Genomic DNA, 14108 nt, shown 5'->3' with positions numbered 1-14108 from the left:
TGACAGGTTATGACAGCCGTAACGGCACCGAGGTTCAGCGCGGCGCCTACTTTAACAGGAATTGAACCCAACCCGATGCTACTGCCGTCCATTGCGATTCTGCTCGGCTTCATCATCCTGATCTGGAGCGCCGACCTGTTTGTCGCCGGCGCCGCCTCCATTGCCGAGAACCTCGGCCTGTCGCCGGCGCTGATCGGCCTCACGATTGTCTCCATCGGCACCTCTGCCCCGGAAATCCTGGTGTCTTTTACCGCCGCCATGGCCGGCGCTGGCGAACTGGCCATCGGCAATGCCATCGGCTCCAACATCGCCAATATCGGCCTGGTGCTGGGGGTTACCCTGGTGGCGGTGCCGATTGTCGTCCGCGCGGACTGTGTCCGCCAGGAGCTGCCTGCCCTGCTGGCGGTTACCGCCGGGGTGGCGGTGCTGATTCTCGACGGTGAGCTGTCGCGCCTGGACGGTTGGCTCATGCTGGCCTCACTGGCCCTGATCCTGTACCTGATGGTGCGCCGCCAGGGGGCCGACAGCCCGCTACTGGACGCCGGCGAGGGCGAGGAACTGCCTCACCTGGCCATGGGGCGCGCCTGGCTCACCTTCGCCCTTGGCCTGGCCCTGCTAATTGCCAGCTCCCGCATGCTGGTGTGGGGCGCCACCGAGGTGGCCCTGTTTTTGGGCGTTTCCAAGCTGGTGATCGGCCTCACCATCGTCGCCATCGGCACCAGCCTGCCGGAACTGGCCGCCACCGTGGCCAGCTCCCTGCGCGGGCACACCGAGATTGCGGTGGGCAATGTGATTGGCTCCAACCTGTTCAACCTGCTGGCGGTGATGGCCATTCCGGGCATTATCCTGCCCGAGCAGCTGGACGCCCACGTGCTGCCAAGGGACTACGCCAGCATGGCCGGGCTCACGGTGGTGCTTGCCCTGGTGTTGCTGTGGGGCCGGCACCACCCGCGCAGTGGCGATGGCCGCGCTTACCTTGGGCGCGGTGTTGGCGCGTTGTTTGTGGCCCTCTACGCGGGGTATTATTACTGGCTTTACCAGACCCGCTGAGACCCCTCCCCATGAGCGACCACGACCCGAGTGCCTATCGCCGCTCGGCCCTGCGCACCGTGCAGATTGAAGCCGATGCCGTCGCCGCCCTCGCCCAGCGCATCGACACCCACTTTGAACAGGCCTGCGAACTGCTGTTGGCCACCCGCGGGCGGGTGATTGTGACCGGCATGGGCAAGTCCGGCCATATCGCCCGCAAAATCGCCGCCACCCTGGCCAGCACCGGCACCCCTGCCCATTTTGTGCACCCGGGCGAGGCCAGCCACGGCGACATGGGCATGATCACCCCCCAGGACTCGGTGATCGCCCTGTCCAACAGTGGCAAGGTGCCAGAAGTAGTCAGCCTGCTGCCCCTGCTCAAACGCCTGGGCACGCCCATCATCAGCATGACCGGCGACCCGGATTCGCCCCTGGCCCAGGCCTCCGACGCCCACCTGAATACCGGCGTGGCCACCGAGGCCTGCCCCCTGGACCTGGCTCCCACCTCCAGCACCACCACGGCCCTGGTGATGGGCGACGCCCTGGCCATTGCCCTGCTGGAGGCCCGCGGCTTCACCGCCGAGGATTTTGCCTTCTCCCACCCCGGCGGCACCCTTGGCAAAAAGCTGCTGTTGAAAGTGGAGGACGTGATGCGCAGCGGCGAGCAGGTGCCGCGCGTGGCGCTGGACACCCAACTGGCCCAGGCGCTGCTGGAAATCAGCAACAAGGGCCTTGGCATGACGACCGTGGTGGACGCTGGCGGCGCGCTGGAAGGCATTTTTACCGACGGCGACCTGCGCCGCGCCATTGAGGCGCGGGTCGACATCAACAACACCACCATCGGCCACCTGATGACCAAAGGCCCCAAAACCGTGGGGCCGGGCATGCTGGCCGCCGAGGCCCTGCGCATCATGGAAGAAAACCGCATCAGCGCCCTGGTGGTACTGCAGGCGGGCAGCGTGGCCGGCGTGCTGCACCTCAAGGACCTGCTGCAGGCGGGTATCGCCTGATGGGCATGCGCGACGACATGAGTGAGGACATGAGCGAAAAAGCCGCCGCCATCCGCCTGCTGGCCCTGGATGTCGACGGCGTCCTGACCGACGGGCGTATTTACTACGGCAACAACGGCGAGGAACTCAAGGCCTTCAATATCAAGGACGGCCTTGGCATCAAGCTGGTGCAGAAGGTGGGCATTGAGGTGGCCATCATCACCGGCCGCAATTCCCACATCGTCGCCCGCCGCGCCGCGGAGCTGGGCATTGGCGAGGTGGTGCAGGGCCGCGAGGACAAGCGCGAGGCGCTGGCGGAACTGTGCCGCGCCAAAGGGCTCCAACTCTCTGAATGCGCCTACATGGGCGACGACCTGCCCGACCTTGGCGCCATTGTCGCCGCGGGCCTTGGCCTGACGGTCGCCGATGCCTGCGAGCGTGTCGCGGCGGCGGCCAACTGGCGCAGCCACCTTGGCGGCGGTTGTGGCGCCGTGCGCGAAGCCTGCGAATTCCTGCTGGAGGCGCGCGGCCAGCGAGACACCCTGGAGTCCGGTTTTCTCTGATGCAACGCACCGTTCTGCCCATTGCCCTGGCGTTCTGCCTGGTGCTGCTGACCAGCCTGTACTGGAATCCGGGCGGCGACCCGGGCGCCGACCCGGCCATCGCCCAGCGCCAGATGGCCCTGCCGCGCACCTATGTGGAGAATGTGCGCAGCTGGCAGTACACCGAGGATGGCATGCTCAAGGAAGTCCTTGAGGCAGACCGGGCGGACTATTTTGCCGGCAAGGACAGCTCCGAGCTGCAGCAACCGCGTTTTTACTCCCACGACGGCAACGACCGCACCTGGTCCGCCACCGCCGACGAGGGCACCTTCCGCCACCGGCCCGGCGTGCTGCAACTGCGCAGCACGGTGCGGCTGGTCAACGACCAGACCGGCGGCACCCTGGCAACCCAGGCCATGACCTTGAACACCCGCAAAAACACCGCGGTATCACGCGTTCCTGTCACCATCACACAGAATGAGAGTATCCTTCGTGCCGACGGCATGACCGCCGACCTGAACACCGAGCGCATCGTCATGAGCCCCAATGTGGAGACCACCTATGTACAAGCGCGGCCCTGAGCCGGCCCCGAGGGCGCCGGCCCGTCTGCTGGCGGCTGCCCTGCTGCTGGCGGCCGGCGCTGCCCTGGCCCTGCCGGAGGATCGCCAGGAGCCGATTCGCATTTCCGCCGACAAGGCGGTGCGCGATGAGAAGAAGGGCTTTACCGTCTATCAGGGCAACGTGATGATGCAGCAGGGCACTCTGCGTATCGACGCCGCCAAGGTCACCGTGTTTCACGAGGACAAGGAGGCCGATCGCATCATGGCCGAAGGCAGCCCGGCCCACATGCGCGAGCAGCCCCAGGCCGACAAGGGCCTGATGCACGCCCGGGCAGAGGTGATCGAATACTTCAAGGCCGAGGAGCGGGTGCTGCTCAAGCGCAACGCCAGTGTCGAACAGGACGGCTCCAAGGTGGCCGGGGATTCCATTGAGTACTTCATTGGCCAGCAGCTGATCCGCGCCGACTCCAGCGCCAGCGACAGCGGGCGGGTGGAGGTGGTGATCCCCGCCAGCGCCCTGCCCAACAACCAGCAGGACGAGGGCGCAACCGCCCCGCCCCAGGACAGCCCAGAGGAGAAGCCGGGTGGCGCAACTGACGGCCAGTAACCTGGCCAAGGCCTACCGCGGGCGACAGGTGGTGCAGGATGTGTCCCTGCAGCTGGAGAGCGGCCAGATTGTGGGCCTGCTGGGTCCCAACGGCGCCGGCAAAACCACCTGTTTCTACATGATTGTGGGCATAGTCCGCGCCGACCGCGGCAGCATCGTGCTGAACGGCGAGGACGTGACCGCCCTGCCCATGCACGAGCGCGCCCGGCGCGGCATTGGCTACCTGCCCCAGGAGGCGTCCATCTTCCGCCGCCTGAGTGTGGGCAGCAATATCCTGTCCATCCTTGAAACGCGCCCCGACCTGAACCGGGCCCAGCGCCAGGAGCGCTGCGACGCCCTGCTGGAAGAATTCCACGTCAGCCACCTGCGCGACAGCCTTGGCCAGTCCCTGTCTGGTGGCGAGCGGCGCCGGGTGGAGATCGCCCGCGCCCTGGCCACCGAGCCGGACTTCATCCTGCTGGACGAGCCCTTCGCCGGGGTCGACCCGATTTCCGTCAACGACATCAAGCAGATCATCCGGCAACTGCGCGACCGCGGGATCGGGGTGCTGATCACCGACCACAACGTGCGCGACACCCTGGATATCTGCGAGAACGCCTTCATTGTGGGCGAGGGCCACATCATCGCCGAGGGGGGCACCGAGGACATTCTCGCCAACGAATCGGTGCGCCGGGTCTACCTCGGGGATCAGTTCCGACTGTAAAGCCAGCGGTGGTATAAGCAATATTCGCGCCAGCGGTTGCCAGCCTTCCGCGCCCGGCGCTACACTGGCCACAAGCCATCGCGAGCAGTACGCCTACCGTGGTATCGGAACCCTTAACAACCCCATGAAGCAGTCGCTCCAACTCAAACTTGGCCAGCAGCTGACCATGACGCCGCAGCTGCAGCAAGCGATCCGGTTGTTGCAGCTCAGCACGCTGGATTTGCAGCAGGAGATCCAGCAGGCGCTCGACTCCAACCCGCTGCTGGAAACCGCCGAAGACGACGACAGCCCGGAGCCCGCCGACAACACCGAGCGCCACAGCGAGGCAACCCGCGAAAGCGGCGACGGCCCCCTGGAGAGCCTTGAGGGCACCGCGGCCGACAACACCGGCGACGACGGCGAATGGCAGGCCTCCATGCCCGAGGATCTGCCGGTGGACACCCAGTGGGACGACCTGCTGCCCTCCGCGTCCGCCCCCGCCGCCAGCGGCCCCGACGAGGGCGGCGACTACGACTTTGAATCCCGCAACAGCAGCGGCGAATCCCTGCAGGATCGCCTGCGCTGGCAGCTCAACCTGACCCGTCTGTCGGATGTAGACCGGGTCATCGCCCTGGCTATCATCGACGCCACCGACCACAACGGCCGCCTCACCAGCCCGCTGGAGGACATCCTCGAGTCGCTGACCGGCGCCAACCTGGATATCGAGATGGACGAGGTGGTGGCCGTGCTGCACTGCCTGCAGCAGTTCGAACCCGCCGGTGTCTGCGCCAGGGACTTGCAGGAATGCCTGCTGATCCAGCTCGGCCAGCTACCCCCGGACACCCCCTACCTGGACGCGGCGCGCACCATTGTCAGCCGCCACATGAACCAGCTGGGTGCCGGCGACCACCAGCAGATCCTGCGCCGCGCCCGCCTCACCGAAGACGATTTGCGCCAGGCGTTGGGGCTGATCCGCAGCCTGGACCCAAACCCCGGGCTGTCCGTGGAGAGCGACGACACCGAATACATCGTGCCCGATGTGTTTGTACGCAAACTCAACCAGCGCTGGGTGGTGGAGCTGAACCCCGACATCGCGCCGCGCCTGCGCATCAACAGCAACTACGCCAGCCTGATCAAGCGCGCCGACAACAGCGCCGACAACACCTTCCTCAAGGACAACCTGCAGGAGGCCCGCTGGTTCCTGAAGAGCCTGCAGAGCCGCAACGAGACCCTGATGAAGGTGGCCAGCAAGATCGTCGAGCACCAGCGCAACTTCCTGGAGTACGGCGAGGAGGCCATGAAACCGCTGGTGCTGCACGACATTGCCGAGGCGGTGGACATGCACGAGTCCACCATTTCCCGGGTCACCACTCGCAAGTACATGCACACCCCCAGGGGCATCTTCGAGCTGAAGTACTTTTTCTCCAGCCATGTGGGCACCGCCGGCGGGGGGGAGTGTTCCTCCACCGCCATTCGCGCCCTAATCAAAAAGCTGGTGGCGGCGGAGAACCCGCGCAAACCCCTGAGCGACAACAAGATCACCCAGTTGCTGGAGGACCAGGGCATCCAGGTGGCCCGGAGAACCGTCGCCAAATACCGTGACACCCTGCTCATTCCGCCCTCCAATGAGCGCAAGAGATTGGTCTAGAATGAAATGGAGCGGCCTTTTGCAGGCCGCCACCGCACCGGCCCCGGCGCCGGTTCACACTGAAGAAGGAGTCAGTTATGCAACTGAATGTCAGCGGTCACCATGTAGAAGTTACCACCCCGCTGCGGGAATACGTGGAAAACAAGTTTGAGCGCCTGCAACGACATTTCGATCAAATAACCAACACCGAAGTCACCCTTATCGTCGAGAAAATGATCCAGAAGGCCGAGGCCAACGTGCATATCTCCGGCGCCGACATTTTTGCCGCGGCCGAGTCCGAGGACATGTACGCCGCCATCGACGCCCTGGCCGACAAGCTCGACCGCCAGTTGATCAAACACAAAGAAAAGGCACGAGGCCACTGAAGCCCATCCCATGCAAAACCTGACGCAAATACTCTCCCCCGGGCGCACCATCTGCCGCGCGCCCGGGGGCAGCAAAAAACGCCTGTTTGAAACCATTGCCAGAATCATCAGTGAAGACCAGCTGTCGCTGCCCTATGCCGAGGTCTTCACCCAGCTGATTGCCCGCGAGAAGCTCGGCAGTACCGGCCTCGGCCAGGGCATCGCCATTCCCCACTGCCGCATTCCCAACTGCAGCCAGCCCCTGGGCACCCTGCTGAGCGTGGATGAAGCGGTCGACTTCGACGCCCCCGACAACCAGCCGGTGGATCTGCTATTTGTGCTGCTGGTGCCGGAGGAGGCCCACCAGGAACACCTGGACATCCTGTCCCACATCGCCGGCCTGTTCAGCCAGGCGGAGTTCTGCCAGGCCCTGCGCAACGCCGGCGATAACCAGGCCCTTTACGATATCGCCACCCAGTGGCAGGTGTGAGCCGTGGAACTCGTTATCATCAGCGGCCGCTCCGGCTCCGGTAAGAGTACCGCCCTGCACCAGCTGGAAGACGAGGGATACTACTGCATCGACAACCTGCCGCTGGGCCTGCTGCCGGCCTTGGTGGAGCAGACCTTCCGCGAGGAATTTGCCCACTTCCGCGGCGCCGCGGTGTGCATTGACGCGCGCAACGCCTGGAAGGACCTGCAGGATTTCAACGCCATCCTCGAATCCCTGCCCGAGGGTACGGACTGCCAGGTACTGTTCCTGGACGCCCAGGACGCGGCCCTAATCAAACGCTTCAGCGAAACCCGCCGCAAGCACCCCCTCAGCGACCACAGCCTGCCCCTGGCCGAGGCCATCCTGCGCGAGCGGGAGCTGCTCGAGCCCATTGCCAGCGCCGCCTCGCTGGTGCTGGACACCAGCCAGCTCACCCTCTACGAGCTGCGCGATGCCATCCGCGAGCGCCTGCTGGGGGACAGCAACCGCAGCATGTCCATCCTGTTCCAGTCCTTCGGCTTCAAGCGCGGCGTGCCGGCCGACGCCGACCTGATGTTTGACGTGCGCATGCTGCCCAACCCCCACTGGGTCCGGGAGTTGCGCCTGCTGAGCGGCCTGGACGAGCCGGTGCGGGACTTTCTGGAAGCCCAGGAAGCCACCCACGATCTGTTCAACAGCATCGCCAGTTACCTCGACCGCTGGCTGCCCGCCTATGCCGACAGCAACCGCTCCTACATGACCATTGCCGTGGGTTGTACCGGTGGGCAACATCGGTCAGTATATCTCGCGGATCGGCTGTACCAGCACTACCGACAGCAGTTCCCGCAAGTCCATCTCCGACACCGGGAATTGCAACCGTCGTGATCCGCACCCAGCTCACCATTGTCAACAAGCTTGGCCTGCACGCCCGCGCGGCCGCCAAGTTCGTGGGCTGCACCAGCGCCTTTTCCAGCTCTATCCAGGCCGGTCGGGACGGCAAGCTGGTGGACGGCAAGAGCATCATGTCGGTGATGATGCTGGCCGCCGGCAAGGGCACCGTGCTGGATATCGAGATCAGCGGCGACGACGAGCAGGATGCGCTCGAGGCCCTCGCGACGCTGATCGCCAATCGCTTCGACGAAGCGGAATAATTCACACCCCTGAACACGCCTTGCGCCCCCGCTGCAAGTTGTTGTGCCTGTGGCTTTTCCGGATAATTAACCGGCCCGGCAATTCCGCCGCGGCGCGGCAGCGGTAAGGAAGGCAATGGCAGCGACGAATACGCCCAAATCCCAGCAACAACTCGACCGCCTGTCGGCGGCACTGGAATCCGGCACCTTCGTCGACGTTAAACGCATGCTCAACGGCCTCCCCCCCGGGGACGTGGCCCACCTGCTGGAATCCTCCACCCCGCGCTTCCGCCACATCCTGTGGAAGATGGTCGACCTCGACAACGAGGGCGACATCATCAACGAGCTCTCCGACGAGCTGCGTACCCACTTCCTCAGCGACATGGATGCCGCCGAGGTCGCCCAGATTACCGAACACCTGGACGACGACGACGTTGCCGACATCCTGCAGCAGCTGCCGGAGCAGGTCACCCGGGAAGTCCTGGATGCCATGGACCACCAGGACCGGGCGCGACTGGAGCGGGTGCTGCACTACCCCGACGACACCGCCGGCGGCCTGATGAATACCGACACCATTACCATCCGGGCGCGCCTGACCCTGGATGTGGTGTTGCGCTACCTGCGCCGGCACGAAGAGCTGCCGGCCATGACCGACAACCTGATCGTGGTCAACCGCGACGACCGCTTTGTGGGCCTGCTGCCGCTGGGCACCCTGCTGGTGTCGGACCCCTCGCGCACCGTGCGCGAGATGATGGACACCGACGTGGACCCCATTCCCGCCTACATGCCCGACGACGAAGTGGCGCGCCTGTTCGAGCGCCACGACTGGGTATCGGCCCCGGTGGTGGATGAAGAAGGCCGCCTGCTGGGCCGTATCACCATTGACGACGTGGTGGACGTTATCCGCGAGGACGCTGACCACTCCCTGACCTCCATGGCCGGCCTGGAGGAAGACCTGGACACCTTTGCCCCGGTGTTTCGCACGGCCCAGCGCCGGGCCATCTGGCTGGGGATCAACCTGGTCACCGCTTTTGTCGCCGCCGCCGTCATCAACCTGTTCCAGGGCACCATCGAGAAAGTCGTGGCGCTGGCGGTGCTGATGCCCATTGTCGCCTCCATGGGCGGCATAGCCGGCACCCAGACCCTCACCGTACTGGTGCGCGGCATGGCCATGGGCCACGTCAGCCGCAGCAATGGCGCCTGGCTGATCAATCGCGAACTGGGCGTTGGCGTGCTCAATGGCATGCTGTGGGCCACGGTGGTGGCGGTGACCGCCGCGCTGTGGTTTGACGACAGGCATATCGGCCTGATTATTGCCGCGGCCATGATGATCAACCTGGTCACCGCGGCCTTTACCGGCGCGGCCCTGCCACTGCTGCTCAAACGTGTGAATATCGACCCGGCCCTGGCCGGGGGCGTGGTGCTCACCACCGTCACCGACGTGGTGGGCTTTGTTTCCTTCCTTGGCCTGGCGACCTGGTTTTATGGCTGACGACTACGACGAATACGGCGACGACGCCCCCAGTAAAAGCGAACTGAAGCGCCGCATGACGGCGCTGCAGGAGCTGGGAGAAACCCTGACCCGCCTCAGCGACCGGCAACTGGAAAAAATCCCGCTGGAGGACCCGCAGCTGATCCAGGCCATCGCCGAGGCCAAGGCCATCAACTCCAACAGCGCCCGCCGCCGGCACATGCAGTTCATTGGCAAGCTGATGCGCAATATCGACCCCACCCCCATCGAGGCGGCGCTGGACAACCTGTACCGCGAGCAGCGCGAGAGCGCCGACCGCTTCCAGCGCCTGGAGCAACTGCGTGACGAGGTACTGACCCAGGGCCTGAAAGGCATCGAGCAGGTGGTGACGCGCTGGCCCCACGCCGACCGCCAGCACCTGCGCCAGCTGGTGCTACAGCACCAGCGCGAAAGCGCGCGCAACAAACCGCCGGCAGCCAGCCGCAAGCTGTTCCGCTACCTGCGGGAGCTGGACGAGCACAGCGGCGGCGCGGCGAGCTAGCTAGGGCTCGCTGGCGGCCGGTGCGGCTGCGTCTGGCGAATTGGGATCGGCCGGGGCGTTTGGCTCGGGCGGCGCATCACCCGGTGCCTGATCTGCCGCTGCCTCGCCGGCCTCGACCTCTGCACTGCCGCGCTGGCGGCTGCCGGTATCGAAAATGCGGCTGAAGCTCACTTGTGGGTCATCCCAGCTGCCGCCGACACCGTACACCGCGCTGGATACCCGGTTCATCTGTTGTTCAAACACCTTGCTGACCACATAGACACCGGCCGCCACCGGCAGCCCGGCGGTCAGTGCTGCCACCCAGGGCAGGTTGCTGGCCACCGGCAGGGTGGCGACCAGTTCGCCGTCCAGAGTCTGCTCTGCCAGGGGGCTGATCACCGAGAAGTTGAAACTGCTGGAGGCGCCTTTTACTTCCAGACCCGGCACTTCCACGCTGCCGGCGTGGAAAAACAGCTCGCCGTCCATGGAGTCAAACGGAATGCCGGATTCGAACATATGGCTGAGGCTGAGCCGGCGCACGATTTCGGTCAGGTTGAAGATGCTCACCACCCGCAGGGTGCCGGAGGTGCCCGCAGGGGCGTCCAGGAAGCGGCCCTCGCCCACATCGATGCCGATACGGCCACGGGTTGCCGCCAGGGCAAAGTCCTGGGGGCCGCCGGGCCAATCCAGCTGGACAGCAAACTCCCCACCCTCGGTATCCATGATGCGCTCGTAGTCCAAGCGCTCCAGCACGGTGCCAAGGTCGGCGAAATCAAGTGTAGCAGACAGCGCGGTATGGGACTGGCCACCATCGCGCTGCCACAGCAATTCCCCCGGCTGCTCGGCGGTCAGCACCAGCCCGGCCAGCTCGCCGGTAATCGGGGCGGCCCGCAGGCCGCTGCCCTCGGGGTGCAGGTCGAAGGCGAGGTGACCAAGGTCGAGCCGGTCGGTGCGCAGCTGGTCGATGCGCACCGCCAGGTGCGGCAGGTTGCTGAAGTCCAGCTCGTTCTGGTCGCCGCCTTGTTTGCCGCCCTTTGCGTCCTCTCCGCCCAGCCCCGTCAGGCCGGAGAGGTTGAGGTGGCTGATCTGCAGGCTGCCCCGGGTCTGGTCCGGCACCAGGGTCAATGCGCCCTGCAGCCAGTCAGTCTCGGCCTGAATCTGCCAGCCCTGTTCCTCACTCGCGCTGCCACTGACCACCACGTCCCGCAACTCCATGCCCCCCAGCAGCAGACTGTCCAGTAGCAGGTCATCCACTGCCAGCGGGGGCAGGTCGGCCAGCGACAGGCGGCGCGGGGCGCTGCTGGTATCGCTGCTGGTATCGCTGCTGGTATCGCTGTTTGTATTGCTGAGAGTACCGCTGAGAGCATCGCTGGCACTGCTGGCACCGGCGGCTGGTGGCGGGGCCAGCCAGTCCTGCCACTGGGCCGGCTCCAGCACCGGCAGGTGGCCGCGCAGCCGCAACTGGCCGGCCTGGGGTGTCTGGGCATGCTCCTGCAGGGCGACATCCCCCCCCACCAGGGCACCGCCCTCCCCCAGCAGCAAGGCGGCCTGCAGGCGCCGCTGAAGGTCCAGGGTCAGCAGGCGCGGCGCACTGCCAAGTTTGAGGTCGATCGCCAGGGGCAGGGCCGCGGCCTCGGCCTTGTTCAGTGGCGGCGGCAGGGCAATGGCCACGCCGGTAAGATCAGAGCCAAGCTGCAGATTGGCACCTGCGCCGGTCGGCACCTGCAGCACACCGCTGACCTGGGCCACGCCGGTGGCGGGATAGGGCGCAGACAGGCCGAGCCAGGCCTGCAGGTCGTCCGCAGGCACCGCGCCTTCGAGTTCGATGGCCAGCCCCGGTGGCGCCGCGTCTGCTGACGCCAGCGCGGAAAAGCGAGCGCGCAGGGGCTGCCCCCACAACCGCCCCTTCAATTGGCGCGACTGAAAGCCCCGCCTGCTGTCGTAATCCACCGCGCCGCTGATGCCGGACAGCTGCAATTGCAGCGCCCCCAGATCGGCGCTGGCGTCGTTGAGGCGGGCATTCACCCGCACCTGTGGCGGCGGCGCATCGCTGCGTAAATCCAGCGCCAGCGCCAAATCGATGGCCAGCTCACCCTGCCCAGCCCAGTCGTCAAAGACACCGGCGCTGAGCCCAGACAGGGGCGATTCTTTCACCAGCCGCAGGCCGTCGGCCACGGTGCCCTGCATCTGCCCTTTGACGGCCAGTTGCATGCCCTGCTCCGGCGCCATCCAGGCCTCGGCGGAAAGCTGCGCCAGCTGCGCGCTGTACAGCCTGGCGCTGTCGCCCCACACGCTGACGTTGGTATCGTCGATCAGCACCAGTCCGGACAGGTCGGCCAAAGGCGGCCAGTCGGGCTGGTAGCGCAGGGCGGTGTCTTCCACCTGGAAAAACAGCTGCACGGTGCGCAGCCGGTCGGCCTGTGGCCGCAGGCTGCCGCGCCATAAAAACGCCCCCTGCTCAACCCGGCCCTCCCCCAGGCCATCGCGCAGCCAGGCCAGCAGGCCTGGGTCCAGCACGGTGGGCAGGTACTTGTCGCGGTGATCTGCGGTGGAGTCCTGCAGGCCCACCAGCAGGTCCATCTCGATCCCTGCCGATGTCGGGGTAAACGGCACCTGCAGGGCGAACAGGGCATGCGATTCACCTTCGGCCGCGCGTGCCACAATCTGGCCGCTGTGCAGTTTTAGGGCATCGCTGTCCCAGCGAATATCCACCGTGCCGTAGATGTCCTCGTAGTCCAGCGCGTGGTCGTAAACCGTGGGGAAGTCGAGGCTGAACTGGCGCGCGTCCAGCACCACCTGCCCCTGCCCGGGTGCCACGTTGACATAGCCCGATGCGCCGGTGGTGCCCGGCGCACCGCGCCAGGAGTTGAGGTGAATGTCGCGGAAGTTGGCCGCCACCTGCCAGCCGCGCTGCGGATTGTGGCGGTCGTCCAGGCTCAGCTCCACGCGCTGCAGCAGGCCGCGGGTGTCCAGCACCTGCATGGCATCCGCCAGCGCCGGCGGGGTGCTACCCAGGCTGGAAAACACCTGGTTTAACGGGCCAACCGGCACGCTTTCACCACGCAGGCGCAGGGAATCGCCCCAGCTATCCAGCTGCAGGCGGGGCACCACCAGGCGGGCCTCGCCGCTGGCCAGCAGCAGGTTCTGCACCAGAATGCGCCAGCTGCTGTGGTCGCGCCGCAACACGGCGTCAAAGGCCAGTTGCTGCAGGGGCAATTGCCAGCCGCCATCGCGCGCCCGCGCCTTAAGGGCGTCGCCACGCAGGCGGGTGCGCAGATGGGGTTTGCCCTCGCGCCAGTCCAGCCAGGCCTGCAGTTCCACCGTGCCGGCCAGCGCCGGCAGCCGGGTGTCGGCGGGCAGCCATTGGGCCAGGGCCTGCAGGTCGACATCGCGTGCGCCGAGATAGGCGCGTCCCTCGAAGGTATCGGTGGCAAAGGGATTGCCCAGGCCCTCGGCCGCCACCTGAATGGCCGTGCCGGTACTCTCGCCAAGCAGGGCGCCGCTCAGCTCGCGCTGGCTGCCGTCGCGCCGCAGGTTGAAATCCACACTCAGGTGGCGCACGTCGCCGCTGGGCAGGGACACTTCCAGATGGTTGTTGCGCAGCGCCAGCTCCTCGATGCTGAGGGCCAGGTGCTGGAGCCACTCGCCGGCGCTGCCATCACCGCCCTCAAACCCGACTAGGCTGAAGCGACCCTCGGCATCCAGTTGCAGCGGCAGGGTCAGGCCATCCAGGCGCAGGCGGCTCACCCGCAGGCCACCCTCCAGCAAGCTGCGCAGGGGATTGATGCGCACCCGCCCCTCGTCGAGGCTGATATCGCCCGCGGCATAGCCCGGAAAGCGCAGGTGCAGGCCGGTCAGCACCAGCTCCGGGCTGAAGGAGCGCCAATCCCCGCTGACCCGGTCGGCGGCAATGGTAAAGGGCAGCCGCTGGTTGAGCTGGGCGAGTATCCAGTCCTGCTGGCTGCCAACCCGGTCCACCAGCAGGCGGCCGAAGCTGACATAGGCGGCCAGCAGCACAATGGCCATCACCAGCAGGCGCCAAAGGGCCCGCGCCAGGCGGTGCATCAGGGCGTGTTCCACGACTCTCCCGGCAACGGGTTGGCTGGCTGGACGGTCA

At 66.2% G+C, this 14108-nt stretch carries 14 protein-coding genes; 13 read left to right on the top strand and 1 reads right to left on the bottom strand.

The window, feature by feature from the left end; all coding sequences use genetic code 11:
• The first annotated feature begins 75 nt into the window (after positions 1-75).
• The 13 genes from DDZ17_RS19005 (at position 76) to yjgA (ending at position 10012) form a co-directional block, all read left to right on the top strand.
• Positions 76-1050 (top strand): calcium/sodium antiporter, encoded by a 975-nt coding sequence (locus DDZ17_RS19005; RefSeq protein WP_116368571.1) that lies wholly within the window; start codon positions 76-78, stop codon positions 1048-1050.
• 11 nt (positions 1051-1061) lie between these two features.
• Entirely contained in the window at positions 1062-2039 is a 978-nt protein-coding gene (locus DDZ17_RS19000; RefSeq protein WP_116368570.1) for a KpsF/GutQ family sugar-phosphate isomerase, read from the top strand.
• The gene (locus DDZ17_RS18995; protein ID WP_241505961.1) at positions 2039-2581 is read left to right on the top strand and encodes a KdsC family phosphatase; all 543 of its coding nucleotides are present in this window, start codon (positions 2039-2041) and stop codon (positions 2579-2581) included. The genes DDZ17_RS19000 and DDZ17_RS18995 overlap by 1 nt, the downstream gene beginning before the upstream one ends.
• Positions 2581-3141, top strand: coding sequence for an LPS export ABC transporter periplasmic protein LptC (lptC, locus tag DDZ17_RS18990; RefSeq protein WP_116368569.1), 561 nt, complete (start codon positions 2581-2583; stop codon positions 3139-3141). Before DDZ17_RS18995 ends, lptC begins: the two co-directional genes overlap by 1 nt.
• Positions 3122-3727 (top strand): lipopolysaccharide transport periplasmic protein LptA, encoded by a 606-nt coding sequence (gene lptA / locus DDZ17_RS18985; RefSeq protein WP_157976731.1) that lies wholly within the window; start codon positions 3122-3124, stop codon positions 3725-3727. The genes lptC and lptA overlap by 20 nt, the downstream gene beginning before the upstream one ends.
• Entirely contained in the window at positions 3705-4430 is a 726-nt protein-coding gene (gene lptB, locus DDZ17_RS18980; protein ID WP_116368567.1) for an LPS export ABC transporter ATP-binding protein, read from the top strand. Before lptA ends, lptB begins: the two co-directional genes overlap by 23 nt.
• Before the next feature lie 124 nt (positions 4431-4554).
• The gene (locus DDZ17_RS18975; protein WP_116368566.1) at positions 4555-6057 is read left to right on the top strand and encodes an RNA polymerase factor sigma-54; all 1503 of its coding nucleotides are present in this window, start codon (positions 4555-4557) and stop codon (positions 6055-6057) included.
• 77 nt (positions 6058-6134) lie between these two features.
• On the top strand, positions 6135-6422 hold the full coding sequence (hpf, locus tag DDZ17_RS18970; RefSeq protein WP_116368565.1) for a ribosome hibernation-promoting factor, HPF/YfiA family: 288 nt from the start codon (positions 6135-6137) through the stop codon (positions 6420-6422).
• 10 nt (positions 6423-6432) lie between these two features.
• Positions 6433-6891, top strand: a complete 459-nt coding sequence (ptsN, locus tag DDZ17_RS18965; RefSeq protein ID WP_116368564.1) for a PTS IIA-like nitrogen regulatory protein PtsN — start codon at positions 6433-6435, stop codon at positions 6889-6891.
• Between the two features lie 3 nt (positions 6892-6894).
• Complete coding sequence (gene rapZ, locus DDZ17_RS18960; protein WP_116368563.1) at positions 6895-7755, top strand: RNase adapter RapZ; 861 nt, start codon at positions 6895-6897, stop codon at positions 7753-7755.
• Complete coding sequence (locus tag DDZ17_RS18955; protein WP_116368562.1) at positions 7752-8021, top strand: HPr family phosphocarrier protein; 270 nt, start codon at positions 7752-7754, stop codon at positions 8019-8021. The genes rapZ and DDZ17_RS18955 overlap by 4 nt, the downstream gene beginning before the upstream one ends.
• A 115-nt stretch (positions 8022-8136) precedes the next feature.
• Positions 8137-9492, top strand: a complete 1356-nt coding sequence (gene mgtE, locus DDZ17_RS18950; RefSeq protein ID WP_116368561.1) for a magnesium transporter — start codon at positions 8137-8139, stop codon at positions 9490-9492.
• Positions 9485-10012, top strand: coding sequence for a ribosome biogenesis factor YjgA (gene yjgA, locus DDZ17_RS18945; RefSeq protein ID WP_116368560.1), 528 nt, complete (start codon positions 9485-9487; stop codon positions 10010-10012). The genes mgtE and yjgA overlap by 8 nt, the downstream gene beginning before the upstream one ends.
• Here yjgA and DDZ17_RS18940 read toward each other — a convergent pair whose 3' ends face one another.
• Positions 10013-14071, bottom strand: a complete 4059-nt coding sequence (locus DDZ17_RS18940; RefSeq protein ID WP_116368559.1) for a YhdP family protein — start codon at positions 14069-14071, stop codon at positions 10013-10015.
• Between the last annotated feature and the right edge of the window lie 37 nt (positions 14072-14108).

Origin of the sequence: Parahaliea mediterranea (genome assembly GCF_003402235.1) — a bacterium.
Taxonomy (GTDB): domain Bacteria; phylum Pseudomonadota; class Gammaproteobacteria; order Pseudomonadales; family Halieaceae; genus Parahaliea; species Parahaliea mediterranea.
The sequence above is the reverse complement of the archived record's forward strand: the minus strand, read 5'-3'. Positions and strand labels throughout refer to the sequence as shown.